Annotated in this window: 21 protein-coding genes; 15 read left to right on the forward strand and 6 right to left on the reverse strand. The window is 69.2% G+C overall.

The annotated features are described in order from the left end of the window. Positions 1-49 precede the first annotated feature (49 nt). Both AB0E90_RS37595 and AB0E90_RS37600 read left to right on the forward strand, forming a co-directional pair. Positions 50-826, forward strand: coding sequence for a deoxyribonuclease IV (locus AB0E90_RS37595; RefSeq protein WP_360416552.1), 777 nt, complete (start codon positions 50-52; stop codon positions 824-826). A 763-nt stretch (positions 827-1,589) separates the two neighbouring features. Next, positions 1,590-3,509 carry a hypothetical protein gene (locus AB0E90_RS37600; protein WP_360416619.1) on the forward strand — a complete coding sequence of 640 codons (1,920 nt, stop codon included), beginning with the start codon at positions 1,590-1,592 and terminating at the stop codon, positions 3,507-3,509. On the opposite strand, the gene AB0E90_RS37605 is transcribed toward AB0E90_RS37600, so the two are convergent. The 3 genes from AB0E90_RS37605 to AB0E90_RS37615 all read right to left on the reverse strand — a co-directional run bounded on the left by AB0E90_RS37605 (position 3,506) and on the right by AB0E90_RS37615 (position 8,515). Continuing rightward, positions 3,506-5,035: a glycosyltransferase 87 family protein gene (locus AB0E90_RS37605; RefSeq protein ID WP_360416554.1), complete on the reverse strand. Its 1,530-nt coding sequence runs from the start codon at positions 5,033-5,035 to the stop codon at positions 3,506-3,508. The genes AB0E90_RS37600 and AB0E90_RS37605 overlap by 4 nt on opposite strands. A 132-nt stretch (positions 5,036-5,167) precedes the next feature. After that, positions 5,168-7,639, reverse strand: coding sequence for a transglycosylase domain-containing protein (locus AB0E90_RS37610; protein ID WP_360416556.1), 2,472 nt, complete (start codon positions 7,637-7,639; stop codon positions 5,168-5,170). Between the two features lie 429 nt (positions 7,640-8,068). After that, the gene (locus AB0E90_RS37615; protein ID WP_360416558.1) at positions 8,069-8,515 is read right to left on the reverse strand and encodes a DUF5318 domain-containing protein; all 447 of its coding nucleotides are present in this window, start codon (positions 8,513-8,515) and stop codon (positions 8,069-8,071) included. A 169-nt stretch (positions 8,516-8,684) separates the two neighbouring features. Between AB0E90_RS37615 and AB0E90_RS37620 the strand changes: the two genes are divergently transcribed. Both AB0E90_RS37620 and AB0E90_RS37625 read left to right on the forward strand, forming a co-directional pair. After that, positions 8,685-9,314, forward strand: a complete 630-nt coding sequence (locus tag AB0E90_RS37620; RefSeq protein WP_360416560.1) for a PadR family transcriptional regulator — start codon at positions 8,685-8,687, stop codon at positions 9,312-9,314. A 20-nt stretch (positions 9,315-9,334) separates the two neighbouring features. Beyond that, positions 9,335-10,414 (forward strand): inositol-3-phosphate synthase, encoded by a 1,080-nt coding sequence (locus AB0E90_RS37625; RefSeq protein WP_360416562.1) that lies wholly within the window; start codon positions 9,335-9,337, stop codon positions 10,412-10,414. An 87-nt stretch (positions 10,415-10,501) separates the two neighbouring features. Here AB0E90_RS37625 and AB0E90_RS37630 read toward each other — a convergent pair whose 3' ends face one another. Beyond that, positions 10,502-10,957, reverse strand: a complete 456-nt coding sequence (locus AB0E90_RS37630; protein ID WP_360416564.1) for a methylated-DNA--[protein]-cysteine S-methyltransferase — start codon at positions 10,955-10,957, stop codon at positions 10,502-10,504. 107 nt (positions 10,958-11,064) lie between these two features. Further along, positions 11,065-12,495 (reverse strand): CCA tRNA nucleotidyltransferase, encoded by a 1,431-nt coding sequence (locus tag AB0E90_RS37635; protein ID WP_360416566.1) that lies wholly within the window; start codon positions 12,493-12,495, stop codon positions 11,065-11,067. A 91-nt stretch (positions 12,496-12,586) separates the two neighbouring features. On the opposite strand from AB0E90_RS37635, the gene AB0E90_RS37640 reads away from it, so the two are divergent. The 8 genes from AB0E90_RS37640 (at position 12,587) to AB0E90_RS37675 (ending at position 21,249) form a co-directional block, all read left to right on the forward strand. Further along, on the forward strand, positions 12,587-13,459 hold the full coding sequence (locus tag AB0E90_RS37640) for a hypothetical protein (protein WP_360416568.1): 873 nt from the start codon (positions 12,587-12,589) through the stop codon (positions 13,457-13,459). 49 nt (positions 13,460-13,508) lie between these two features. Next, positions 13,509-15,257: a murein biosynthesis integral membrane protein MurJ gene (murJ, locus tag AB0E90_RS37645; protein ID WP_360416570.1), complete on the forward strand. Its 1,749-nt coding sequence runs from the start codon at positions 13,509-13,511 to the stop codon at positions 15,255-15,257. A gap of 190 nt (positions 15,258-15,447) precedes the next feature. Continuing rightward, positions 15,448-16,980 (forward strand): protein kinase family protein, encoded by a 1,533-nt coding sequence (locus AB0E90_RS37650; RefSeq protein ID WP_360416572.1) that lies wholly within the window; start codon positions 15,448-15,450, stop codon positions 16,978-16,980. Positions 16,981-17,003: 23 nt separating this feature from the next. After that, positions 17,004-17,657: an RNA polymerase sigma factor SigM gene (gene sigM / locus AB0E90_RS37655; RefSeq protein WP_360416574.1), complete on the forward strand. Its 654-nt coding sequence runs from the start codon at positions 17,004-17,006 to the stop codon at positions 17,655-17,657. Beyond that, entirely contained in the window at positions 17,654-18,580 is a 927-nt protein-coding gene (locus AB0E90_RS37660) for a hypothetical protein (RefSeq protein ID WP_360416576.1), read from the forward strand. The genes sigM and AB0E90_RS37660 overlap by 4 nt, the downstream gene beginning before the upstream one ends. A gap of 104 nt (positions 18,581-18,684) precedes the next feature. Further along, positions 18,685-19,644, forward strand: a complete 960-nt coding sequence (gene trxB, locus AB0E90_RS37665; protein WP_360416578.1) for a thioredoxin-disulfide reductase — start codon at positions 18,685-18,687, stop codon at positions 19,642-19,644. 10 nt (positions 19,645-19,654) lie between these two features. Then, the gene (trxA, locus tag AB0E90_RS37670; RefSeq protein ID WP_360416580.1) at positions 19,655-19,978 is read left to right on the forward strand and encodes a thioredoxin; all 324 of its coding nucleotides are present in this window, start codon (positions 19,655-19,657) and stop codon (positions 19,976-19,978) included. A gap of 122 nt (positions 19,979-20,100) precedes the next feature. Continuing rightward, entirely contained in the window at positions 20,101-21,249 is a 1,149-nt protein-coding gene (locus AB0E90_RS37675; RefSeq protein WP_360416582.1) for an N-acetylmuramoyl-L-alanine amidase, read from the forward strand. A 9-nt stretch (positions 21,250-21,258) separates the two neighbouring features. On the opposite strand, the gene AB0E90_RS37680 is transcribed toward AB0E90_RS37675, so the two are convergent. Continuing rightward, on the reverse strand, positions 21,259-21,927 hold the full coding sequence (locus tag AB0E90_RS37680; RefSeq protein WP_360416584.1) for a GNAT family N-acetyltransferase: 669 nt from the start codon (positions 21,925-21,927) through the stop codon (positions 21,259-21,261). A gap of 213 nt (positions 21,928-22,140) precedes the next feature. Between AB0E90_RS37680 and AB0E90_RS37685 the strand changes: the two genes are divergently transcribed. Genes AB0E90_RS37685 through AB0E90_RS37695 form a run of 3 tightly spaced genes read left to right on the forward strand, consistent with a single transcriptional unit; the run spans position 22,141 to position 25,215 of the window. After that, complete coding sequence (locus AB0E90_RS37685; protein WP_360416586.1) at positions 22,141-23,451, forward strand: PLP-dependent aminotransferase family protein; 1,311 nt, start codon at positions 22,141-22,143, stop codon at positions 23,449-23,451. Next, complete coding sequence (locus AB0E90_RS37690) at positions 23,448-24,416, forward strand: D-alanine--D-alanine ligase (protein WP_360416588.1); 969 nt, start codon at positions 23,448-23,450, stop codon at positions 24,414-24,416. The genes AB0E90_RS37685 and AB0E90_RS37690 overlap by 4 nt, the downstream gene beginning before the upstream one ends. A gap of 19 nt (positions 24,417-24,435) precedes the next feature. After that, on the forward strand, positions 24,436-25,215 hold the full coding sequence (locus tag AB0E90_RS37695; protein ID WP_360416590.1) for a class I SAM-dependent methyltransferase: 780 nt from the start codon (positions 24,436-24,438) through the stop codon (positions 25,213-25,215). Positions 25,216-26,324: the final 1,109 nt, after the last annotated feature.

Here is a 26,324-nt window from a genome sequence, read left to right on the forward strand (position 1 = left end):
GCGGTGACGCGGGCAGTAAGCGTCGCACCCCCGTCGTAGGCTCATCCCCATGCGCATCGGAGCCCATGTCGATCCCACCGATCCCCTGGAGGCGGCCGCCGCTCGCGGTGCCGACGCCATCCAGTTCTTCCTGACCGACCCGCAGGGTTACAAATCACCCAAACCGCGTGAGGATGCCGCGGCCCTGCGCGAGTCCGAGGTGGACATCTACATCCATGCGCCCTACATCGTGAATGTCGCGTCGCCCAACAACCGGATCCGCATCCCGAGCCGCAAGCTGCTCATGGCGCACGCCCGGGCCGCCGCCGAGCTGGGCGCGAAAGGCCTGATCGTGCACGGCGGCCACGTCGGCAAGGACGCCGACCTGGCGGCCGGCTTCGACAACTGGCGCAAGGCCTTCGAGTACGCGGAGAAGGACGGCGGTCTCCCCCTGCCGATTCTGATCGAAAACACCGCCGGCGGCGACAACGCGTGCGCCCGCCGCTTCGACGACCTGGCCCGCCTGTGGGACGCGGTGGCCGGCTTCGGCGCGGGCTTCTGCCTCGACACCTGTCACGCGTTCGCCGGCGGCGAAGACCTGGTCGGCGTCGTCGATCGGGTCAAGGCGATCACCGGCCGGATCGATCTGATCCACGCCAACGACTCGAAGGGCGGTTTCGACTCCGGCCAGGACCGGCACGACAACCTCGGCAATGGCAAGATCGACCCGGAGTTGGTGGTGGCCGCGATCCGGGCCTCCGGCGCGCCGGCCGTCGTCGAGACGCCCGGAGGCGTCGAGGGCCAGACCGCCGACATCGCTCTCCTGCGGGAGCGGGCGGGCCGCTGATCGCGCCTGGTTACTGGGGAGGACCATGACCACCGACCAGCCGAAGCAGCCCACGGCCCCGGCCCCACCGGCGCAACGCGCCCCGGAGGCAGAGGCGCTACGCCCGGCTGCGCCGACGAGGCCGGGCGACCCGCCGCCGGCCGCGGGCTCAGCGCGCGACCGCCCGGCGAAGCAGGCACCCAGGGGCTCCGCTCCTGCCGACTCGACTCCGGCCGGCCCAACGCCAGCCGACCCAACGCCGGCCAGCCCGACCCCGGCCAGCCCAACTCCGGCCAGCCCAACTCCAGCCAGCCCAACTCCAGCCAGCCCAACTCCAGCCAGCCCAACTCCAGCCAGCCCAACTCCAGCCAGCCCAACTCCAGCCAGCCCGACCCCGGCCGGCCCGACTGGGCCGGCCGCCAGTCTGCCGCCGATGTCCGAGGCGGCTCGCGCGGCTCTGATCGACAAGGCTGCCGAGGTCCCGACACCGACGCTGACCCAGCCGGCCGTGACCGTTCCGGCCAAGCCCGGCCGGCGCCGTTTCTTCTCCGGCAAGCTGAAGGCGCCCGCTCCGCTGATCCCCGCGCAGGTGGCGAAACCACCGGTCGGCGCGATGGCCGCGGCCGCCGGCGTCGTGCCGTCCGATGTGGATGTGCCCGCGAGCACTCCCGCGGTCAAGCTCAAGGAACCCCTGCCCAGCGACCGTCCGGCCAACGTGCCGCCGGACCCGTGGCGAGCCTTCGCCACGGCCAGCGAGCGCGGCCCCGGCCGATTCCGTCGCGGCATGCGGGCCATCGGCCGCGGCCTGATCCATGAGTACGCGGTGGTCACCTACCTCGCTCTGGCCGTTGCCGTGGCGCTGACCTGGCCCACCCTGCAATACCCGCTGCACACCCTGCCGCAGGACCTCGGCGACCCGGCCCGGCAGGCCTGGCAGATCGCCTGGAGCGGGCACATCCTGCTCACCGATCCGGTCAAGCTCTGGCAGTCCAACGCGTTCTTCGCCGAGCCCAACAGCTTCGCGTTCGGGGACAGTCTGCTCGGCTACGCCCCGGCCGGCATGATCGGCGAGGGTCCGCTCGCGGCCGCCCTGCGTTACAACATCATCTTCGTGCTGGCCCACGCGCTGCTGCTGATCGGCGCGTACGCGCTGGTCCGGCAACTGGGCGCGGGCCGCACCGGCGCCGCGGTGGCCGCGATCGCCTCCACCTACGTGCCGTGGCGCCTCGCCCAGGAGGGTCACCTCGACATCATCTCGGCCGGTGGCATCCCGCTCGCCCTGGCGATGCTGGCCCGCGGGCACGGCTGGTCGATGCGACGCGGATTCCGGCGCACGCACCGGCACCCGGGCTGGGCGGCAGCCGGCTGGCTGGTCGCGGCGTGGCAGGTCAGTCTCGGCTTCTCGCTGGGTCTGCCGTTCCTCGGCGTACTCGGGATCATTCTGCTGGTGCTGCTGGTGCGGGTGCCGATCCGCCGGTGGCGGCGGCCCGCCGAGCGCCCGCTGCTGGGCTGGCGGCTGCTGGTCACCGACGTGATCGGCCCCCTGATCGTCGTCGGCGTCGCCGCGCTGATCGCCTTGCCGTACCTCAAGAATTCCGGCACGGCCACGGCAACCGCCGAGATCAAATTCTTCTCGCCGCCGCTGCGGAGCCTGCTGATCGGCCCGGCCGAGTCACGCATCTGGGGCGGCGCGCACGCCGTGCCGAGGTCGTCGCTGACCTGGCCCGCCGAGATGTCGCTGCTGCCGGGGTTCGTGCTCTACGCCCTGGCGCTGGCCGGTCTGGCCTTCTCCATCTGGACGCTCTGGCAGCGGCTGTTCCTGCTGGCCGGCCTGGCTGTCACGATCATCCTGACGCTGGGCACCAACTTTTTCGGCGGCCGCTGGACCTATCTGCCACTCTTCGGCCACCTGCCCGCGTCGGCCGGCACCCGGGTTCCCGGCCGCCTCATGCTCTGGGTGACCCTGCTGCTGGCGGTCCTGGCGGCCGGCGCGGTCGCCGAGTTCGTCCGCCGCGCCGATCACTGGGCCGAGCTGCGCATCCCGCCGTGGCCGGGGCCGTGGCTGCGCACGGCCACCCTGATCCCGCTCGCGTTGGTGCTGGTCGAGGGCTGGAACTCCACCGCTCACCCGATCATCCCGGACCAGCCGACCGCGATGCGCACGATCACCGGCCCGGTGCTGGTCCTGCCGACGGCCGAGCTGACCGACCAGATGGTGATGCTCTGGTCCACGAGCCGGTTCCAGCAGATCGCCAACGGCTCGGGCGGCTTCGCCGCGGGGCGCCAGGCCGATCTGCGCCGCAACGCCGCGACGTTCCCCGATCAGGCGAGCGTGGAATACCTGCGCGGCCAGGGCATCACCACGGTCCTGCTGCTGCGCGGCTACGTCGCCGGAACCCCCTGGGAGCGAGCGGGCGACGTCCCGGTCGATTCGCTCGGCATCACCCGCGAAGACCTGGACGACGCCGTCGTGTTCCGGCTGAGTCAGCCGACGACCGGCCAAAACCAGCCCCAGCCCGGTGCCAACCAGCCGGGCACCAGCCCGTCCGGCTTCCCCACCCAGCCGGGCCAGGGCATCTTCCCCACCCAGCCCGGCCAGGGCACCTTCCCCACCCAGCCGGGCCAGGACACTTTCCCGTCCCAGCCGGCCCAGGGGACCCTGCCCGGCCAGCTGGATCCGTCGATGCCCCAGCGAACCCTCTAGGCGGGCGCTCCGGCCGGCGGGGCCGGCTCCAGGGCATCCTCCGCGTCGGGCTTCTGCTTCGGGACGACACCGACGGCACGCCGCAGTTTGTCGATCCACCCGGCGTCCGGCTCGTTGAGCGGGCCGCCGTCGGGGTCGTCGGAGTACGACTGCCGCACCACGTCCAGCTCGGGCCGCCAGATCTCGCGGACCACCAGGCCACAGAGGACCGCGACGGTGATGATGCGCAGGGTCGCGGCCAGCACGAACGTGCCCTCCGGGATCACCGGCTTGCCACCGGCGCCGAGGAGCTCGGCGTAGAACGCGGTGAAGTAGCCGAATTCGGCGACCGTCCAGGCGATGATCGCGCCCCAGCGGGGCCGGGCCAGCACGATCAGGGGGAGCAGCCACAGGACGTACTGCTGCGACCAGACCTTGCTGAAGATAAGGAAGGCGGCGACGACCAGGAAGGAGAGCTGGGCCAGGCGCGGGCGGCGGGGGGCGGTGAGGGCCAGGATCGCGATCGCCACGCAGGCCAGGCCGAACAGCCCGTACGTCAGGATGTTGAGCGTCGGCACGTGGTTGCTGAGCCATTGGAACGGGCCTTGATCACCCTGGCTGCCGTTGTGCCATTTGCCGTCGAGGTACCGGCCGACGTACCAGAACGTGCCCCAGTCGATCGGCCGCTCGCTGTTGAGCTGGAAGAATCTCAGCCAACTGTCGTGCCACAGGAGCCAGACCGGGAAGTTGACCGCGAGCCAGGTGACGACCGTAGCCCCGAACGCCCACGCCCATTTCTGGATGGTCTTCGATCGAAGCGCCAGGATCAGGATCGGTCCGAGGATGAACAGGGGCCACAACTTGGCGGCCGCACCGAGCCCCAGGAAAACACCGGCCCAGACCGGCCGGCGTTTGGCCCACAGATAGAGGCCGATCGCGGCGAGGCCGATCGCGAGGAAGTCCCAGTTGACCGTCGCGGTGAAGAAGATGATCGGCGATAACGCGAAGATCGCCGCGTCCCAGGGCCGGCGCCGTCGCAACGCGAGAAGGGCGGCCGCGGTCGCCACCGCCAGCGCGGAGAGCACCAGCGCGTTCGCGTTGTAGAACCACTGACCCTGGTTGATCTCCGGGTGCTTCACGCCGTACGCATGCACCGGCAGCCCGAGCGCGCCCATGAAGTAACCGGTGACCACCGGGTATTCCACGGCATGATCCTTGTACGGGACCTTGCCGTCGTTGAGGCCCTCCGCGTAGTACAACGCGAGCACGTCGGTGTAGCAGAACCGGGTGTACTGGACGTTCTTCTGCCAGTCGCCGGTCTGGCAGGGCGACTTCTGCACCCAGGAGAGCGCCAGTGTGATGCAGGTCAGAGCCAGGATGATCCGAGCTGCCGTCCAGAACCGGCCGCGCCGCGCATCGGGTCGCACCGCATGCGAGCCGAGCGGCCCACCGATCGCCTCGGAGAGCCCGCGGACGAATCCATCCCCGGTCGCCGACGCGCTCGGGGCATCGGGGCGGTCAATGTCCTCGGACGGTTGCGTGCTCATGACAACGCATCATGCCTTAAGAACCTCGACGGACGTGCGCCTGATCACCAGTGGGTCGCCCATGACGACAAAAACCGGCGCACACCCTAGGAAAGGGTGCACGCCGGTCCGCGTTGGAGCAGCAGAGAGTAGCTAACCGCCGTCGGTTTGTGTACCAGTGGTTGGGAGTGTGGTCGTCCCGTCCGTATTGGTCCCGGTGCCGTTCCCGTTACCGTTGCCGTTCCCATTGCCGTTCCCGTTACCGTTGCCGGTTCCGTTCCCGGTGTTGTTGCCGCCGTTGTTGTCACAACCGAGGCCGATCACGGCGAAGGCACAGTCGTTGACCGGCGCTTCGACCGGCTTCTCACCGTTGCCGAACTTGTCCGCCTCACCGGTCTTGATGCGGTCCGGGAAGTCCTTCTTCTCCATGTCCAGCGCGCTGGTCACCGAGTCGATGAACATCTTCCAGATCCGCGACGGTGTGCCGGCGCCGAACATGTCCTTGCCGCTGGTCTCCTTCAGCTGGACCTTGTTCTCCTTGCCACCGACCCACACGGTCGCGGCCAGCTGCGGAATACCGCCGACGAACCAGCAGTCACCGCTGCCCTCCTGGTACTCCCAGGTGCCGGACTTGGCGATGCCCTCGCGACCGTTCTTCAGGTCGCGCTTGTCGACGTCGACGATCTCCTTCATGACGGCGGAGAGGTTCGACATCTCGTTGGCGCCGAAGACCCGGTTGCCCGCGGTGTTCTCCCGGCCGACGACCGTCGACTTGCCGGTCTCCGGGTCGGTCCGCTTCACCGTCTGCACGAAGTGGGCGTTGTGGTGGACACCCTGGTTGACGATGGTAGCCACGCCCTCGGCGTGCTCGAGCGGAACGACACGGTACTGGCCGAAGCCGACCTCGTTATCGAAGTAGCCGGTCTTGTTCCAGGTGCTCTTGTCGGTCTTGGTCAGGTCGACGATCTCGCCGTTCTTGAAGCCGGCTTTCTCGTCGGTGATCATGTGCTTCAGACCGGCGGCCTTGGCGGCCGAGATGACCTTGTCCCGCCCGATCGTGTCAGTGATCCAGTAGAACGGGAAGTTGTACGACTTGATCGTCGCGGTTTCGAGATCGCAGTACTTGATCTTGCCGCCACAGACCTTGCCGGGATCGGCGCCCGCGTTGCTGATCGCCGTGCCGTTGCGCCGCTTCAGATCACCGTTCCAGATGCTGTCGAAGGAGACGCCCTCCTGGAGGCCGGCCGCCAGCGTGTAAATCTTCATGGTCGAGCCGGGCGACTGTCCACCAGTGATTTCCGTGCCGTCGGAGTTCATGTAGCCGCCGTAGTCCAGGCCGGCCGGAGTGTCACCGCCGTAGTAGCCGAGCACCCGCCCGTTGGTCGGGTCGATGCCGATGACCGCCGCCTGATACTTCTTGGAGAGATCGTGCATCGGCGAGTCGGCGCTCTTCTGCGAGCCCGCCTCCTCGGCCGCCTTCTGCACGGCGGGGTTGATCGTGGTGGTGATCGTCAAGCCGCCCTTTTCGAACTGCTGCTCGGAGATCCCCATCGTGGCCAGCTCGGCCATGACGTGCCGAGTGATCATGCCGACCGGCTTATCACCCTGACAGGTCGCACAGCTCGACTTGGAGCTGCGCGGCTTGACCTTCGGGTAGACCCGCTTGTTGTACACGTCCTGGGAGATCCAGTTCATGTCCAACATGTTCTTCATGGTGTATTCCCACCGCTCGAGGGCGGGACCGCCAACCTTGCCGTTGGTGAGGTTGTCGTTCGGGTCGTAACCCGGGTGCGAGTCGGTCTTGTAAGGCTGCTTGATGATCGAGGCGAGCACCGCGGCCTCGTACGGCGTGAGGGCGTTCTTCTGTCCGGCCGGCGTGGTCACCGACTTGCCGAAGTAGCCCTGCGCCGCGGCCTCGATGCCGTACCGGCCCTCGCCGAAGTCGACGTAGTTCAGGTACATACCCATGATCTGCTGCTTGTTGTACTGCGACTCGAGCTTGCGGGCGATCACCGCCTCGCGCAGCTTCCGGTTGATGCTGATCGCCTTCAGATCAGCCGCGTGCCGCGCGTACTGCTGGGTGATCGTCGACGCGCCCTGGGTGGCGCCACCGGTGAAGTTGTTCCACGCGGCACGGACGATGCCCTTCATGTCGATGCCGTGGTGGTTGTAGAAGTTCTTGTCCTCGGCTCCGGCGACCGCGAACTCGACGACGTCGTTGATCTTTTCTTCCGGCACGACGACCCGGTTCTGATCGCCGACCTTGTCGATCACCGTGCCCTTGCTGTCCAGAATCACGTTCTGCTGGGTCTCGGTGACCGGCGGCGGCAGTGCCACGTCGTCGAAGAAGTAGGTGCCACCCACGACTCCGGCGCCGAGCATGATGACCACCACAGCCGCGGCGGCCGTGAGGATGTTGGTGCGGCGGCGGCGCTTGGCGGCCTTGGACTTGTCCTTGCCGGTGGGCGGAGTGGGCGCGCCCGGCCCACCCGCGGCCGGGGTCGGCCGGACCGCGGCGCGAGCCACCGAGGCGCGGCCGCCGACGGAGCCGGTGCCGGCGCCCACCGAGGCGCGCGCGCCGACTCGCGCGGAGCCGGTGACGCCACCGACGGAGGCACTGCCCACCGAGGCGCTACCGGTGACACCGCCGACGGAAGCACGTCCGGCTGGCGCCCCGGCCGAAGCCGAGGCGACCGAGGCGGCGCCGACGGAAGCGCGTCCGCCGGCCCCACGGCGGTACGCGTCAGGAGCTGGACGGTCCCCGCCCGGACTGCGGCCGGCGGGCTGGTCGTCAGGCGCGGACGCACCGGACCCGGGCACGCTGGCCCGGGCACGCGGAGACTGCGAATCGCCGTACGGATTCATGCGGTCACACCTCGGTCGCGGTGGCGCGCGCCGACAGAGCCCTGGAGGGGCCCCCGCCGACAACGCCACGTGCGGACGATTTGGGCTGCATCCCGGCAGCCGCCCTGTCGAATGTGATGAGTGACCGAATACGGCGCTGGATGCCCGAGTCGGTCGGGGTGGTCTCCACGTCAACGAGATCGAGCCACGTCATCCGCGGCCCTCCCGGCGTTGTGACGACGACCCAGTTTCGCGGTGGCGGCCCGCGGCGGACGAAAACTCGTCGGCGTTCAGCGTGTCCTGGCCCAGCACGAACTGCTGGATCAGGTGATTCCACGCGCAGGAGCGGCACACCTCTACGACGAAGACCTGAAACTCACGCAGAGTCATCGCCAGGACTGGCAGCTCGGCAAGTTTCCGAGCCTGCCCGGCGGACTGCTTGAGCTCATCGCCATAGATGTAATGCACAAGGGTGAGATTGTCTCGGCGGCAGATGGGACAGCGCTCGTCCGTCGGCTCGCCATGGAACCGAGCAGCGTTTTTCAAGTACGGCGAGGCATCGCAGACCTCGAGGGTCCCGACCCGCCCGTTGAGCACGTCACGCAGCACTGCTCGCTTCTGTAGCGAGTAGTCGACGACCTGCCGCTGCGTGCGCATGGCGAAGAGAGTACGCGGTCCTCGCCGCACGGGCGACAGCCATCACTCAGCGTGCCGCGGCCGTTGCGTAACCAGCAACACTTTCCGTTTTCCTTGCGTCCATCCGATCGTGGATCTACGGTAGCGATGTATCGGGCCGATACATCAGAACAGAAAGAGGGGCAGCCAGATGTTGGACATGGCAATCCTCGGTCTGCTCCAGGAAAACCCGATGCACGGATACGAGCTTCGTAAAGAACTCGCCACCAAGCTGGGCACCATCCGAGCGGCGATCAGTTACGGCACCCTCTACCCGACGCTCAAGCGTCTGCAGACGGCCGGCTGGATCACCGAATCCGAGTCAGATCCATCGATGATCCCCCCGATGACCAGCAAACGGGGACGGGTTGTCTACAAGATCACTGCCGAGGGCAAAGAGCGCTTTGCCGACCTGCTCGCCCAGGCCGGACCGGAGACGTATGACGACGCCGGCTTCGGAGTGCACTTCGCCTTCTTCGCCCGCACCGACCAGGACACCCGCTTGCGGATCCTCGAGGGCCGCCGCCGGCGGATCGAGGAACGCCGGGAGGGCCTGCGCGATGTGCTCTCCCGAGCCGGCGAGCGGCTCGACGCGTACACGCTGGAATTGCAACGCCATGGCCTCGACGCTTGCGAGCGCGAGGTTCGCTGGCTGGAGGAGCTCATCACCAACGAGCGGTCCGGCCGTGCACCGGCAACCCCCGGCACATTTGACACCCCCAGCGGTCCTGCTGGGGACGCATCCCCCGAAATCCCGCGTCCGCACCAGGACCGGCCGTGATGAACAAGGAGGCAAACGCGATGGGTTCCGTCCGCGTCGCCATCGTCGGTGTGGGTAACTGCGCCTCGTCCCTCGTACAGGGCGTGGAGTACTACAAGGACGCTGACCCGAACGACCGCGTTCCGGGTCTCATGCACGTCAAGTTCGGCGACTACCACGTTTCCGACGTGCAGTTCGTCGCGGCGTTCGATGTGGACGCCAAAAAGGTCGGCATGGACCTGGCCGAGGCGATCGTTGCCAGCGAGAACAACACGATCAAGCTGACCGACGTGGCGCCGACCGGCATCACGGTCCAGCGTGGACCGACCTTCGACGGTCTCGGCACGTACTACCGCGAGATCATCGAGGAGTCGTCGGCCGAGGCGGTCGACGTGGTGCAGGCACTGCGCGACGCGCAGGTCGACGTGGTCGTCTCCTACCTTCCGGTGGGCTCCGAGCAGGCCGATAAGTTCTACGCCCAGGCCGCGATCGACGCGGGCTGCGCCTTCGTCAACGCCCTGCCGGTCTTCATCGCCTCGAACCCGGAGTGGGCGCAGAAGTTCGTCGACGCCGGTCTCCCGATCGTCGGCGACGACATCAAGAGCCAGGTCGGTGCGACGATCGTGCACCGCGCGCTCGCCAAGCTGTTCGAGGACCGCGGTGTCGAGCTGCTGCGCACGTACCAGCTCAACTTCGGCGGCAACATGGACTTCATGAACATGCTGGAGCGCAACCGCCTGGTCTCCAAGAAGATCTCGAAGACCCAGTCGGTCACCAGCCAGATCCCGCACGAGATGGTCAAGTCTGACGTGCACATCGGCCCGTCGGACCACGTGCCGTGGCTCGACGACCGCAAGTGGGCCTACATCCGCCTCGAGGGCCGCTCGTTCGGTGACACCCCGCTGAACGCCGAGCTCAAGCTCGAGGTGTGGGACTCCCCGAACTCGGCCGGCGTCATCATCGACGCGGTCCGCGCCGCGAAGATCGCCAAGGACCGCGGCATCGGCGGCCCGATCCTCTCGGCGTCGTCCTACTTCATGAAGTCCCCGCCGGTCCAGTACAACGACCACGACGCGAAGGAGGCCGTCGAGGCCTTCATCCGCGGCGAGATCGAAAGCTAAGACCGCAGGCAAGAGAAAAGGCCGGGCCGCCGAGGCGACCCGGCCTTTTCTCGCTTCTTATCGGGCACACACCGCTATAGGCATTGGTCAGCCCCAGGCGCGTGCCAGGGCGACACTCGCCTCCAGCTCCAGCAGCTTTCGTTTGCGATCGAGGCCACCGCCGAAGCCGACCATCTTTCCGCCGGCGCCGACCACCCGGTGGCACGGCACGATCACCGGGATCGGGTTGTGGTTGCATGCCGTGCCGACCGCCCGCGCCGCGCCCGGATCACCCAGCGCCGTGGCGATCGCCCCGTAGGTAATCATCTCGCCGTAGGGGATCTTGGCGATCTCGGACCAGACCGCACGCTCGAACTCGGAGCCGCCACGCATCTCCACCGGCACGGTGAAGCCGGTGAGCTCACCGGCGAAATAGGCCGCCAGCTGATCGGCGGCCGGATGCGAGCCGGGCGGACCCGGTCGCGCCCCGAATTGCACTCCGACCACGGTCTCCTCGACCACGGAGACGCCGAGCGGGCCGATCGGTGAGTCGACGACGAACATGCGCCCGATTCTGCCCCGGAGGTACGACAACTTCTGTCCCACCCGCATGCAAACCTTTTCGATCGGCCGGCGTCTTTCCCGACGGAGGTAGCGGGTGGATCAGTCGGCTAGGAGATGTGGCCCTGGTCGCGCGCCCACTTGTACAGCTCGGCCTCGGCCTCGTCCCGGTTGAGCGGGCCCCGGTCGAGCCGCAGCTCTTTCAGGTAGCGCCACGCCTGGCCGACGACCGGGCCCGGCGGCACGCCGAGCAGCTCCATGATCGCGTTGCCGTCGAGGTCGGGACGCACCCGTGCCAGGTCTTCCTCGGCCTCCAGCCGGGCGATCCGTTCCTCGAGCGCGTCGTAGTCGGCGGCGAGGTTGGCGGCCTTGCGCCGATTGCGGGTGGTGACGTCGGAGCGGGTCAGTTTGTGCAGCCGGGGGAGAAGTGGTCCGGCGTCGGTGACGTAGCGCCGCACCGCCGAATCCGTCCACTCGCCCCGCCCGTACCCATAAAAGCGCAGGTGAAGAGCGACCAGCTCGACCACCTCGGACGTGATGTCCTTGGGGTATTTCATGGCCTTCATCCGCTGCTTGGTGAGCCGGGCGCCGACGACCTCGTGGTGGTGGAAGCTGACCCGGCCGTCGCGGCCGACCGCCTTGGTGGCCGGCTTGCCGACGTCGTGCATGAGCGCGGCCATCCGCAGCACGAAGTCGGGGCCCTCGTCGCCCTCGAGCCGGATGGCGTTGGCGACGACGATCAGGGTGTGCTCGTAGACGTCCTTGTGCTGGGCGTGCTCGTCGATCTCGAGCTTGAGTCCGGAGATCTCGGGCAGGAAGCGGTCGGCCAGGCCGGTCTCGACGAGGAGCCGCAGGCCGGTGATCGGGTCGGCGCCGGACATCAGTTTGGTGAACTCGTCCCGAACCCGCTCCGCGGTGATTCGGTCGAGATCGGCGCACATCTCGGTCATCGCCACAATGACCGGCTCGTCCACTGTGAACTGCAGCTTCGACGCGAACCGGGCCGCCCGCAGCATCCGAAGTGGATCATCGCCGAATGACTGCGACGGCGCCGCCGGGGTGCGGATCACCTGCGCCGCGAGGTCGGCCAGACCGCCGAATGGATCGGTGAAGTCGTGCCCGGGCAGCGACACGGCCATCGCGTTGATGGTGAAATCGCGCCGTTCGAGGTCTTCGAGCAGACTCTTGCCGTATCGCACGACTGGATTGCGAGTGACCCCGTCGTACGCCTCCGCCCGGAATGTGGTGATCTCGATCCGGAGGCCATTTTTCTGGATGCCGATCGTGCCGAACTCGCGGCCGGTCTCCCAGATCGCGTCGGCCCAACTCTGCACGATCGCGAGCGTCTGCTCGGGCGTGGCGTCGGTGCAGAAGTCGAGATCGTCGCCGAGCCGGCCGAGCAGCGCATCCCGCACCGAACCCCCGACCAGGTGCAGCTCGTGACCGGCGACGGCGAAACGGCCCCCCAGTTCGTCGGCGACGGGGGACACGCGGAGCAGCTCGGCGACCGCCGTTTGCTGGGCGGCATTCAGAACAGACATGGGATGACCAGCCTAACTGCCGCGAGTCTGATCTTGGGTGGCGGGCGGGGCCGTCGTGGCTGGGCCGGGCGCCAGCGGGCAGGATGGACACGTGCCCGTTTCCGAGGCGCTGCGCCGCCTGACCGAGAACCCGGGGTTCTGGACCGGCGCCGCCGCCGACCCCGACTCCCGTGAGCTGCGCACCTCTTTCCCGGTGACCGGCGGTTATGCGCTGGTTCTCGACATCGATCCGGCCACCGGCGAGCGCACGCTCGGCCTGCGCGGTCCGGCCCACTCGGAGCCGATGCAGCTGGGCTGGGCGCCGGCCGAGGGCCCGTACCCCGCGTCCCTGCGCTGGTGGGAGCTCGACGTCTGCGCCCGGGTGATCGCCCTCGAAGACCCGACGTTGCCGCATCCGGGCCTGGTGATGGCGCTGCTGTCGCCGTTCGCGCCGCCGACGCCGGACGACGACGAGTCGTCGATCGCGGCGATCCGCACGGCCGCGTACCGCTCGCTGCGCCGGGACGTTCCGCCGCCCGAGCCCTCCGGGCCCGAGCAGGCTCCGCTGCCGCTCTTCACCGACGACGCCTGGTGGCCGTCTCCCCCCGCGGCTTCGCCGCAGGTGCTCGACGAGGCCGCGATTGCCGAGCTCACCCGATCCCCGGACCGCTTTTCAGAGGTACGGTCGGGATCGCGCTTCCCCCGCGAGGAGCTTGACGATCTCGTACGCAAGGCGTCCGCCGCCCTGCATGAGCTGCCGCACACCTCTTGGTACAAGCGGACCCGCCCGCTGGCCCGGCGCATCCTGGACGCCGGTGACCTCGCACCCATTCCCGCGCTGCTTGGTGCGCTCACCGAGGCCGGCTGCGATCATCCGACCGTGCTGGACGCGCTGAGTGAGCCGCTGGTGCCGGCCGAGGCGTACTGGATGGTCGAGACGCTGGCCGGCGCCGAGCCGGGCACCCTCCTGCGTCGCCGGGTGTGACGTACCCCTTTATGGTGACTGCATTGTCGGGACAAGTCGGGAGGCACGGGTGAGCGGCGGCCTGTACCGCAGCGCGAGCGCATCGCCGGACGGTTTGCCACCGCAGACCGAGGACGGCGTCACCCTGATCTCGGTGGACGCCGCGATCGCCGGCGGTGAGCAGGTTCTCTCGCCGGAACCGCAGCCGGACAACGACGGCGGCACGGCCGGCAACAGCGCGGTCATGGCGATCGGCAGCCTGGTCAGCCGGATCATCGGGTTCGCCCGCAACGCGCTGATCGGCATGGCCCTCGGCTCCGGCATCGGCGACGCCTACACCAGCGCCCAGTTCCTGCCCGGCCAGATCTACGAGCTGCTGCTCGGCGGCATTCTCTCCAGCGTGCTGGTGCCGCTGCTGGTGCGCCGGCGCAAGGCGGACCCCGACGGGGGCCAGGAGTTCACCCAGAAGCTGCTGACCTTCGCGGTCGTGTCGCTCGGCATCGCGACCGCGCTGGTCGTGGTCCTGGCTCCGGTGATCACCTGGATCCAGTCGAGCAGCGACAACACTCCGGCCTACCGCGGCCTGGTCACCCATTTCGCGTACCTGATCCTGCCGATCATCTTCTTCACCGGCCTGTCCGCGCTGATCGGCGCGGTGCTGAACGTCCGCGGGCACTTCGCCGCGCCGATGTGGGCGCCGATCCTGAACAACCTCGTGGTCATCGCGACCTGCGGGGTGTTCATCCTGTTCTTCTCCAGCGACGACCTGTCGGTGGAGACCATGAGCGGCGGCGCGATCGCGCTGATGGGGCTCGGCACCCTGCTCGGCATGGTGGTGCAGGCGCTCGGCCTGCTGCCCGCGCTGCGCAAGGTCGGCTTCAGCTGGAATTGGCGCTGGGACCCGCGCTCGCTCGGCCTCGGCGAGATCGGCCGGCTGGCCGGCTGGATGCTCTGCTACGTCGCGGCCAACCAGCTCGCGGTCTTCATGGTCGTCCGCATCCTCAACTCGGTGACCGGCAACGGCAGCGCCAGCGTGCTGGCCTTCAACAACGTCTTCCTGCTGACGATGATGGCGCACGGCATCGTCGGCGTGTCGGTGATGACGGCGCTGCTGCCGAAGATGAGCGCGGCCGCCGCTGAGGGCCGGTTCGCCGAGGTCAGCGCCGATCTGAGTCGCGGCATCCGGCTGGTCTCCGCCGCATTGGCACCGATCGCGGTGATCTATGGAGTGCTGGCCGCCCCGATCGCGGTAATGCTGTTCCAGGGCGGCAACTACAAAAACTCCGACGCGCTGGCTACCGGCGACGTGCTGGTGGTGGCCGCGTTCGCGGTCCTGCCGCTGTCGATCAGCTACCTGTGCACGTACGCCTTCTATTCTCTGCAGGGCAACAAGACGGCCGCGCTGATCAACCTGCCGGTCGTCGCCGTGCGCATCAGCGCCTACTTCGCACTGGCCGCGATCTTGGACAAATCACTGTCGGCCGCGGGCATGACCGCCGGCAACGCGATCTCGTACGTGGTCTCGGCGCTGATCTCGCTCGCCGTCCTCCGCCGCAAGATCGGCCGGCTCAATCTCGGTTCGGTCGCCGTGTCGCTGGTCAAGGTTCTGGTGGCGGCCGCGATCGCGGCGGTGCTCGGCGTGATCGTCGTGCGCCTGATGCCCGGCGCCGGCTCGCCGGACGGCCGCGGCCAGGCTTTCGTGCAGTTGCTGGCGGGCGGCGCGGTCATCCTGGTGGCGTACCTCGTGGTGGCCACCGTGCTGCGGGTTCGCGAAGTGAGCGACGTGGTGGGCATGGTCCGCCGCAAGGTTGGCCGCTGAGCAGGGGATTTTCACCCTTTCCGACATTTCGGACCGCCGTACGGCCGGTCGGGTCGAGGTGCCGCGCCGGGGGGACGACCTGCCATACGGTGGCCCCGGGCGGGTATGGTCGGTGTCGACATGTGCTCTTCGCACGTCGTCAGATGCACCCAGCGCGAGAGATCGCGCGTGGAGCACCGAGGGAGGACTGGTGACCCAGGTCGGCGAAGGCCACGAGACCGCGGCCGATGCGGACGGGCCAGTCATGACCTTCGGTGCGCCCACCGCAGGTGAGATCCTGGCCGAGCGCTACCAGCTCGAGGAACACGTCAACGACGACAGCGCGGGCCGCCAGGTCTGGCGCGGCATCGATGTCATCCTGCGTCGCCCGGTCGCGGTGGTTCTGCGCTACCCCGGCGGCGATTCGGCCACCGAGATGCTGCAGGCCGCGGTCGACGCGAGCCGGGTGATCCACCCCAACCTGGTCGGCGTCTACGACGCGATCGACGAGGGCACCCGCTCCTACGTCGTGCGTGAGTGGGTCGACGGCGTGTCGCTGCGCGAGCTGGTCGCCCAGGAGGGTCCGCTCGATCCGGGCCGGGCCACCGCGATCGCCCACGCCATCGCCGACGCGCTGGCCGCCGTGCACGCGACCGGCATGGTGCACGGCAACATCCACCCCGGCACCACCCTGATCGGTGACGACGGGCGAGTCGTGCTCGCCGACGCGCGCGCCGACTCCGCCGACAGCACCGAGGCCGACATCCGCCGGGTCGGTGGCCTTCTCTACTTCGCGCTGACTGCCCACTGGCCGCAAGCCGAGGTGGGTCGCTCCGCGCTGACCGACGCCAACCGCGACGCCTCCGGCAACCCGGCCGCGCCCCGGCAGATCCGCGCCGGTGTTCCGGCCTACCTCGACGACCTCACGATGGACCTGCTCGACAAGCGGGTCCAGGCTCCCGGGGCCGACGCGCTCGCCGCCGAGCTGGCCCGGCTGGACGCCGCCGACGAGGACTACGACGACGTCGGCCCCCTGCGGTTCACCCAGGGCGCCGCGACCGCCGAGCCGGCCCGCAACAACTCGAAGATCATCATCGGCGTCGCCGCGCTGGCCGTCATCGCGCTCATCGGCCTGGTCTTCGGCATTCGCGCGATCACCGCCTCGAGCAACCCGAAGACGACCTCGACCACCCAGGCGAACGCCGGCGACAACCAGTCCGGCGGTGGCACCGAAGCTCCGGCCCCCAAGCCGGAGAAGATCAAGCTGACCGCCGACATGGTTCGGATCGTCGACCCGCCGAAGGGCGACCGCAGCGACGCGCCCGAGGCGAAAAATGTCGTCGACGGCGATCCCGACACCGCGTGGGAGACGCACCGCTTCAACACGGCGAAGTTCGGCAACCTGAAGACCGGCATGGGCGTGCTGATCAACCTGGGCACCCCACGCAACCTGGCCGACGTGCGGGTCGAGACCTCGTCGCCCGGAGTGGGCATGGAGATCCGCACCGGCGCGTCCGACCCGGGCGACTCGAGCGCCGGTGACGACAAGGTCTCCACCACGTTCAAGAAGCTCGGCGAGGCCGACGCGGAGAGCAAGACCGACGGCACCAACCGGATCTTCAACGTCTTCGACGCCAGCACGAAGTACCAATACGTCCTGGTGTGGATCACCGAGCTGCCCCGGGCCGACGACGGCGATCGGTACCAGGTCAGCGTCAACGAGATCTCGGTGTACGGCTACTAGGCCGGCACAGTTAGATTTCTCCCGTGACTTCTGCGGACGCCGCGCCGAGCGACGCCGACCTCCTGCGTGCCCACCTCGACGGTGACACGGAGGCGTTCGGCGAGATCGTGCGCCGGCATCGTGACCGGCTGTGGGCGGTCGCGCTCCGCACCGTCGGCGACCGCGAAGAGGCCGCCGACGCCGTGCAGGACGCGCTGCTCAACGCGCACCGCAACGCCGCCAAGTTCCGGGGCGACGCCGCCGTCACCACGTGGCTGCACCGCATCGTGGTCAACGCCTGCCTCGACCGGATTCGCCGCCGGCAGGCCCATCCGACGGTTCCGCTGCCCGACGGCACCCGTGGTGACGACGACCGGCCGTCCGGTCCCGAGCCCGCCGCCCCCGTCGAAGACCACGACACCGCCCTGGTGGTGCGGCAGGCCCTCGCCGATCTGCCGGTCGAGCAGCGCGCCGCTCTCGTGCTGGTCGACGTGCAGGGCTACCCGGTCGCCGAGGCCGCCGAGATCCTCGGTGTGGCCGAAGGCACGATCAAGAGTCGCTGCGCACGCGGCCGGGCCCGGATGGCGATCGCCCTCGGCCATCTGCGGACCGGGGGAGACGAGGGTCACGGGAACCAAAAACCCGCCCAGACCGTCCCATCCGGACCAGCTGCGAACGAGCGGAGGGAGCAGAGGTGACCGGGGCCGAGTTCCGCGAGGTCGACATCGACCTGTTGGCGGACTATGTCGGCGGCGCCCTGACCGGCACTCCGGACGAGTCCGTGGTGGCCGCCCTGATCGCCGACGACCCCGCTTGGCGGTCCGCCTACGAGTCGCTGAGCGGTGCGATGGCGGCGGTCGGCGCCGAGTTGGGCCGGTTCGAGGCCGAGCCGATGCCGGCGGAGGTGATCGCCCGGGTGGACGCGGCTCTGGCCTCCGCGATCGCCGAACCCGCCCCGATCCCGGCCGCGCGTCTTTCCCTGGTCCCCAGCGACGTTGCTCACGACGTACCGCAAGCGGATCAAGCCAAGCGTGAGCGCGGCAGCAAGCCCGGCACCGCACGCAGGTTGCGCTGGGCCACCCCGATCGCCATCGCCGCCGGTGTGATCGCCTTCGTCGGCTTCGGCCTCGATTACCTCGCCGGCCGCGACTCGGCCTCCGACTCGGCGACGAGCACCGCCGCCGGTGGCTACGCGGAGAAGGACGCCGCCGCGATGCCCGCGCCGCAACTGCTCGATTCCGGCACCGACTACACCGCGGCGACGCTGTCCACCACCTCGCTGTCCGGCGTCTCGGTGGAGCCGTTCGCGGCCTCCCGATCGGCGACTTCCGAGGCTGCCCCGTTGTCCGCGCCCGACAAGGGCAATGCCGCCGCCGCTGGCTCCGACCCGCTGAGCCGTCTGCGCGATGCGACCGCCCTGCAGGAGTGCCTCGACGCGATCGGCACCGAACATACGGGTGGTCTGATTTCCACCCAGACGGTGGACTTCGCCCGGTTCGACGGCACCCCGGCGATCGTGGTCCGTTTCAGTGCGGCGGACGGTCAATGGGCGTGGGCGGCCGGAGCGGCCTGTGGCACCGGCGGCGACGCGGACACTCTGGGCAAGTCACCGGTACGCTGAGCGACACCCCCGGTGAGGTCGGCCACGGGCCGAGCGAGCGGGAATGGCGTGTGCCTAGCATGGCGTTCTAGCGTGCAGCTAATACATGACGACAGGAGTCGGCAGTGGACGAGGTCCGCAATCTGATCATCATCGGTTCGGGGCCGTCCGGCTACACCGCGGCGTTGTACGCGGCCCGGGCCAATCTGAAGCCGCTCGTGATCGAGGGCGTTCAGTCCGGTGGCGCGCTGATGACCACCACCGAGGTGGAAAACTTCCCCGGTCACCGTGACGGGATCATGGGCCCCGAGCTCATGGACAACATGCGTGCGCAGGCCGAGAAGTTCGGCGCCGAGTTCCTCACCGACGACGTCACCCGCGTCGAGCTGGGCGACCGGCCCACCGAGGCCGGCACCGAGGGCCTCAAGACGGTCTGGGTCGGCGACAAGGAATACTTCGCCCGCGCCGTGATCCTCGCCACCGGTTCCGCGTGGCGCCCGATCGGCGTTCCCGGCGAGCAGGAGCTGCTCGGCCACGGTGTCTCGTCCTGTGCGACCTGTGACGGCTTCTTCTTCCGCAACCACAACATCCTCGTGGTCGGCGGTGGCGACTCCGCGATGGAGGAGGCCACCTTCCTCACCCGCTTCGCCGAGACGGTCACCATCGTCCACCGGCGCGACTCGTTCCGGGCCAGCAAGGTCATGCAGCTGCGCGCCCTGAGCAACGAGAAGATCAAGGTCGAGTGGGACTCGGTCGTCGAGGAGATCCTCGGCGACGACGGCAAGGTCGTCGGAGCCCGGGTAAAGAACGTCAAGACCGGCGAGAGCAAGGTCCTGGACGTGACCGGTGTCTTCGTGGCGATCGGCCACGACCCGCGCAGCGAACTGTTCAAGGGCCAGGTCGAGCTCGACGACGAGGGCTACGTGAGGGTCGACTCGCCGTCGACGCGCACCAACGTCGCGGGCGTGTTCGCGGCCGGTGACCTCGTCGACCACACCTATCGTCAGGCCATCACCGCCTCCGGCACGGGTTGTGCCGCGGCGCTGGACGCCGAGCGTTTCATCGCGTCATTCGTAGAGCTGTAGGAGGGTCCCAGTGGGTGCAGGTAAGCCAGTAACCGACGCCTCATTCGTGAGCGACGTGCTGCAGTCCGACAAGCCGGTGTTGGTGGACTTCTGGGCGGACTGGTGCATGCCCTGCAAGAAGGTCGACCCGCTGCTCAACGAGATCGCCGGCGAGATGGGCGACAAGGTCCAGATCGTCAGCATCAACATCGACGAGAACCCGGAGACCACGCGCGCCTACCGGGTGATGTCGGTGCCCACGCTGACGATCTTCAAGGGCGGCGAGCCGGTCAACTCGGTCACCGGCGCCAAGCCCAAGAGTGCCCTGGTCAACTTCATCGAGTCGGCACTCTGATCTGCTAGACCGCACGGACGCCCCGCATCCTCTGGGTGCGGGGCGTCTTTGCCACCGGGTGCCCGCAGCGCCCGGGGAGTACCCTGCGAAGTCGTCCCTCCTCCGTCTCTAGGGAGTCGTGCGTGCGTTCCATCCGACGTGGAGACAACGGCCCGGCTGTTGTCGAGATCCGATCCATCCTGGTCGGTCTGGAGCTTCTCGAAACCGCGTCCGACGTCTTCGACGACGACATGGATTCGGCCGTGCGCGCCTTCCAACAGAGCCGGGGCATCGGCGTCGACGGTCTGGTCGGCCCCGAGACGTGGGGCACGCTCGACGCCGCTCGATGGCGGCTCGGCACCCGCACCTTGTTCCACTCGGTGACCGATGCGCTGGTCGGCGAGGACGTCCGAGAACTGCAAGAACGAATGCTGGAGATGGGGTACGACGCGGGCCGCGCCGACTCGATCTACGGACCGCGCACCGCCCGCTCGGTCGCTCAGTTCCAGCGTGAGGTCGGTCTCACCCCCGACGGCTCGTGCGGCCCGCAGACCATGAAGGCGCTGCGCCGGCTCGGCCGCAAGGTGGTCGGCGGCCGCCCGCAGTGGCTACGCGAGAGCGAGGCGTTCCGGCAGGCCGGCACCAACCTGATGGGCAAGACCATCGTCATCGACCCCGGCCACGGCGGCGGCGACGATTTGGGCGTCGTGGTGCCCGACGGCCCGCTGCGCTGGACCGAGACCGACCTGGTGTTCGACCTGGCCGCCCGGCTGGAGGGCCGGCTCGCCGCGGCCGGCATGCGGGTGCACCTCACCCGCGGCCCGCAGCCGGCCTCCTCGATGACCGGCGCCGAGCGTGCCGAGCTGGCTAACAGTCTCGGCGCCGACCTGCTGATCTCCCTGCACCTCGACGGGCACGACAACGAGGCGGCGCACGGGGTCGCGACCTATCACTACGGCACCGGCAGCGGCCTGAGCTCCACGGTCGGCGAGCGGCTGGCCAACCTGGTGCAGCGCGAGATCGTGGTGCGCACCGGCATGCGTGACTGCCACGTGCACTCCAAGACGTGGGACCTTCTCCGCCTGACCAAGATGCCGGCCGTGCGCGTCGACCTGGGCTACCTGACCTCACCGGTCGACCGGGACCGCCTGGTCAACCCGCTGTTCCGCGAGCAGATCGTGGAAGCGATCCTGGCCGCCGTGCAGCGGATGTATTACCCCGTCGAGATCGACGTGCCGACCGGCTCGATCGACGTGCGCCAGCTGCGGGTGGCGCTGGCCAACAAGGCCTGAGGCGCGGGCTCAGTTCTCGACGCTGCGGGTCGCGGTGGCCGGGCGCACCGGCCGCAGCAGCGTCTCCGGGCTCATCGAGCCGAGAAGCTTCTCCAACGCGTACTCGACGTCGGACTTCCAGGACAGGGCCGTGCGCAGCTCGAGCCGCAGCCGCGGGTAACGCGGGTGCGGGCGGACCGTCTTGAAGCCGACGGAGAGGAAGAAGTCGACCGGCGCGACACAGCCGGTCGTCTGCTCGTCGTCGGCCTCGCCGAACTTCGCGTCGCCGAACGCCTCGATCGCTTTCACGCCCCGCTTGGTGAGATCACGGGCGACTCCCTGCACCAGCATCCGGCCGAGGCCGCCGCCGGCGAACGCGGCCACCACGTGCGCGGTCATCAGCAGGGCTGCGTCGGCGCTCACCGGAGACGTCGGGAAGGCCATCGAGCGGGGGACGTAGGCGGGCGGGGCGAACATCACGAAGCCGGCGGGCATACCGTCCACATACGCCAACTTGCCGCAGGAGCCCCACTCCAGCAGGGTCTGCGACACCCACGCCTCCTTCTCGAGGCCGGGGTCGCCGGACGCGCAAGCGCGCTCGGCGGACACCGGATCGAGCTCCCAGAAGACGCACTGCCGGCACGGCCGGGGCAGATCTTCGAGGGTGTCCAGCGTGAGGTTGACCAGGCGACGCGACACGAAATCCCCCTCGTACAGGCGACCAGTCCCGGGCTACGGTCCTGTCTCGTGCCTAGCCGCCGCCCCTCGGGGATCCTACGCCGCAAAATCCATGAACGGACTCAGGTCGGGCATTCCCCAGCATCCACCCTGTGGATAACTTGCGGCCCTTCGAGCCCTCCCCGACTACGATCGACCTACTTCCAGCCGTTTCTGTAGCGAGGTGAGAGCCGCATGACCGGCACTACCCAGGACGACTACACCGACGTCTACGCACGTCGAGTTCGCGGGATGACCACCTCGGAGATCCGCGCACTCTTCGCCGTCGCCAGTCGCCCCGAGGTCGTGTCGCTGGCCGGCGGCTCGCCCTACATCGCCGCCCTCCCACTCGACGCGGTCGGCGAGATGCTCGGCCGCCTCGGCTCCGAGCAGGGCACAACCAGCCTTCAGTACGGCATTGGTCAGGGCACGGTCGACCTGCGGGAACGCATCTGTGAGGTGATGGCGCTCTCCGGCATCCACGGCGCCTCCCCGGATGACGTGGTGGTCACCGTCGGCGGTCAGCAGGCGATCGACCTCCTGGCCCGCCTCTTCCTCGACCCGGGCGACGTGGTGCTTGCCGAGGGCCCCAGTTATGTCGGCGCGCTCGGTGTGTTCCAGGCCGCCCAGGCCCAGGTCCACCACGTGCCGATGGACGAGGACGGCTTGATCCCCGAGGCCCTCGAGGAGGCCATCGCCGCGGTGGCCCGCTCCGGCCGCCGGGCCAAGTTCCTCTATACGATCCCGACCTTCCAGAACCCGGCCGGTGTCACCCTCTCGGAGGAGCGGCGCGAGCGGGTCCTCGACATCTGCGAGCGGGCCGGCCTGCTGGTGGTGGAGGACGACCCGTACGGCATGTTGTCCTTCGAGGGCGACGCCCCGCTGCCGTTGCGTGCCCGCCGGCGTGAGGGCGTCTTCTACGTGAGCACGTTCTCCAAGACCTTCGCCCCCGGTCTGCGCGTCGGCTGGATCCTCGCCCCGCACGCGGTGCGCGAAAAGCTGGTCATGATGAGCGAGGCCAACGTGCTGTGCCCGAGCGCGTTCGCCCAGGCCGCCGTGACCCAATACCTGTCGACCATGCCGTGGCGCGAGCAGGTCAAGTCGTACCGCGAGATCTACCGGGAGCGCCGCGACGCCCTCCTGACCGCCCTGCGCGATCTGATGCCCGCCGGCACGAGCTGGACCCATCCGACCGGCGGCCTGTTCGTCTGGGCCACCCTGCCCGAGGGTCTCGACTCGAAAGCGATGATGCCGCGGGCCATCGCCGCGCGGGTGGCCTACGTGCCCGGCACCGGCTTCTACGCCGACGGCACCGGCCGGGGCAACATGCGGCTCAACTTCTCCTTCTCCTCGCCCGAGCGGCTCCGTGAGGGCGTGCGGCGCCTGGCCGGCGTCATGGAGCAGGAGCTCGCGATGCGCGCCGTCTTCGGCCCCGCCGCGACGCAGCCTCATCACCGTCGACGCGGTCCGGCCGCCGCCGACGCGCCCGGCCCCGACTTGGCATGATCCCTTCCATGGCTACTGGTGACGATGTGCGAGTAATGGTTCTGGCCGGCGGCCTCTCCTACGAGCGCGACGTGTCGCTGCGCTCCGGCCGCCGCGTGATGGACGCACTGAAGGCCGTCGGCGTGCATGCCGAGATGCGCGACGCCGACGTTTCTCTCCTGCCCGCACTGCAGGAAGATCCGCCGGACGCTGTGATCATCGCCCTGCACGGCGCCACCGGCGAGGACGGTTCGCTGCGCGGCGTCCTGGACCTGTGCGGCATTCCGTACGTGGGTTGTGACGCGCGAGCATCCCGCCTGGCGTGGGACAAGCCGTCGGCGAAGTCGATGCTTCGCGAGGCCGGCATCCCCACCCCCGACTGGGTGGCGCTGCCGCACGATCGTTTCTCCGAGCTCGGCGCCGTGGCGGTGCTCGATCGCATCGTCGATCGTCTCGGCCTGCCGTTGATGGTCAAGCCGGCCCAGGGCGGCTCGGGTCTCGGCGCGGCAGTGGTCCGCGAGGATGCCGAACTGCCGCCCGCGATGGTGGGCTGCTTCGCGTACGACTCGACCGCCCTCGTCGAAAGGTTCGTCCCCGGCAAGGATGTGGCAGTCTCCATAGTCGACCTGGGCAGCGGCCCCGAGGCCCTGCCGATCGTCGAGATCGTCCCCCGGGACGGCGTCTACGACTACGCGGCCCGCTACACCGCCGGCCTGACGACGTGGCACACCCCGGCCCGCCTCGACCCCGAGGTCGCCGCCCGGGTCTCGGAGACGGCGCTGGCCGCCCACAAGGCCCTCGGTCTGCGCGACCTCTCACGAGTCGACCTGATCGTCGCCGACGACGGCTCGACCCACGTCCTGGGCATCAACGTGTCTCCCGGCATGACCGAGACGTCCCTGCTCCCGCTGGCCGTTCAGGCCGCCGGCCTCGACCTGGGCAACATCCTGGCAACGCTGGTCACCCGCGCGGTGGCACGCGCCTGATCCGGTCACGGAGCTTCTGGTGAACGACGAATTGATCGCCCACTACGGCACCGACCGCATCGAGGACACGCGTCTGCGGCGTTCTCCGCACGGACGGCTGGAATTCGTCCGCACGCAGGAGCTCCTCCGGCGCCGGCTGCCCGCGACCGGCCTCCGCATCCTCGACGTCGGCGGTGCCACCGGCATCCACGCCGGTTGGCTTGCCGCCGACGGCCACGACGTCCTCCTCATCGACCCGGTGCCCACACACGTGGCCGCGGCCGCCGAGATCCCCGGCGTCACGTCGCAGCTCGGCGACGCCAGGTCGCTGGACGTCCCCGACCGGAGCGCCGATGTGGTCCTGCTGTTCGGGCCGCTCTATCACCTGACGTCGGCGGCCGACCGCGCACAGGCTCTGGCCGAGGCCGTCCGGGCATTGCGGCCGGGCGGGCTCCTGGTCGCCGCCGGCATCAGTCGGTACCTGTCGTTGCTGGAGATGGGCAGCAACGGCCGTCTCGGCGCGGAAGTCGAGCAGTCCCTGCAGACGGCGATCTCCACCGGAAGCTACGACGGCCACGTCGGCTTCCTGTCATCGCACTTCCATACCGCCGATTCGCTGGTGGCCGAGCTCCATTCCGCCGGCTTGCCAGAGGTCACCGTCTACGGCGTCGAGGGTCCGACGTGGCCGGCACTGGACACTGCCGGCCTGTCATCCTTCGACGAGCTGGTGGATGCGGCGGTCCGGTGCGCTCGCTTGGTGGAGCAGGACCCCAACGTGATCAACATGAGCGCCCACTTCCTGGCCTTCGCCCAGACCTAGGACCGGTCGGCCCGGCTGCGGCGCGCGGCGGGAAGCCGGCGACCACGACGGGTGGTGGCTGCCGCGTTCGGACCGGCGGCCGGGACGCTCGTCATTGCCGTGTTCCTACTCCGCGCGGCGCAACGAGATGGCACGCGACCGGGTCACTGAACCGCCGCGTTGCATCCTTCGCCATCTTCGCGCGGCGACCCGCACTGATCGACAGCGATCAGGGGCGGCGGGTTTGTGCCTGATCCCCATTCGGCCGCCACTTCGGGCTCGGGCGCGCGTTGTCCTGGCCGGGGGACGCGTAGCTCCTTCCGGAGCCTGCATCTGATGCGCCGACCACACGTCGGCTCACGGGACTCCGTTCGGCCATCGTCGCGACCGGGCCCGCCGCGAGCTCGCCGACCTGGAGTCCCTCGCTCGCGACGCGGACGGGTCTGGGGAGGCGTCGTGCCGCGCGGCTTTTGTTGGCGATCCGAACTCGGCACCGGCCCACCGTTCCGGGGGAGCCCGACGTCTCGGTCGAAGACGTCAGCCTCCGGCGCGAACGTTGGCGAGGCCGGAATTGTGCGACGGTTGCGGCCCGATTGGCTTTACCGTTCGCGAGCCGGCATTGGTGCTGGATGACGTCTTTCACCGATGTCGTGACGGAGGGTAGGGCTGCGTCAGGACGTGCCCTTGCGACGAAGCTGTGCGGAGTGAGAGGACCAGCAGTGCGATCGATGTGGCGAACGACCTTCTCGCTCCTCCGTCCACCTCGCCGAAGACACAGGGCGGGCCGAGGCGGTCTGGCGGTTATGTGAGCGCGAACTCGGCGGCTGGCGCCATCCGGCGGGCTAGGCCAATCCGGCGGGAGTAGCGCTCACCGCACCACGTTGCCTTCCGCCAGCAGCCCGTGCGTTTCCCCCGACGCACCCTGCCCAACGCGCCCGGCTCGGATCGACGTGGTCGCCTCAGCCCGGTGCGGGCCCCTCAGCCGAGCGCGCGGTTGGCGCACCTTTGGCTGGCTCGGCTCGGCTCAGCGCGACCGGCTCGGCTCAGCGCGACCGGCTCGGCTCAGCGCGACCGGCTCGGCTCAGCGCGACCGGCTCGGCTCAGCGCGACCGGCTCGGCTCAGCGCGACC

This window comes from Actinoplanes sp. NPDC026619 (assembly GCF_040638295.1).
In the GTDB taxonomy this organism is placed as follows: domain Bacteria; phylum Actinomycetota; class Actinomycetes; order Mycobacteriales; family Micromonosporaceae; genus Actinoplanes.

Excerpts from the sequence above, each read along its gene's own strand:
- AB0E90_RS37690 (WP_360416588.1), top strand. The coding sequence starts at position 23,448 with ATGATCCCTTCCATGGCTACTGGTGACGATGTGCGAGTAATGGTTCTG.
- AB0E90_RS37600 (WP_360416619.1), top strand. The coding sequence starts at position 1,590 with ATGCGGGCCATCGGCCGCGGCCTGATCCATGAGTACGCGGTGGTCACC.
- AB0E90_RS37595 (WP_360416552.1), top strand. The coding sequence starts at position 50 with ATGCGCATCGGAGCCCATGTCGATCCCACCGATCCCCTGGAGGCGGCC.
- AB0E90_RS37615 (WP_360416558.1), bottom strand. The coding sequence starts at position 8,515 with ATGCGCACGCAGCGGCAGGTCGTCGACTACTCGCTACAGAAGCGAGCA.
- AB0E90_RS37630 (WP_360416564.1), bottom strand. The coding sequence starts at position 10,957 with ATGTTCGTCGTCGACTCACCGATCGGCCCGCTCGGCGTCTCCGTGGTC.
- AB0E90_RS37620 (WP_360416560.1), top strand. The coding sequence starts at position 8,685 with ATGTTGGACATGGCAATCCTCGGTCTGCTCCAGGAAAACCCGATGCAC.
- AB0E90_RS37625 (WP_360416562.1), top strand. The coding sequence starts at position 9,335 with ATGGGTTCCGTCCGCGTCGCCATCGTCGGTGTGGGTAACTGCGCCTCG.
- AB0E90_RS37605 (WP_360416554.1), bottom strand. The coding sequence starts at position 5,035 with ATGAGCACGCAACCGTCCGAGGACATTGACCGCCCCGATGCCCCGAGC.
- AB0E90_RS37635 (WP_360416566.1), bottom strand. The coding sequence starts at position 12,495 with ATGTCTGTTCTGAATGCCGCCCAGCAAACGGCGGTCGCCGAGCTGCTC.
- AB0E90_RS37685 (WP_360416586.1), top strand. The coding sequence starts at position 22,141 with ATGACCGGCACTACCCAGGACGACTACACCGACGTCTACGCACGTCGA.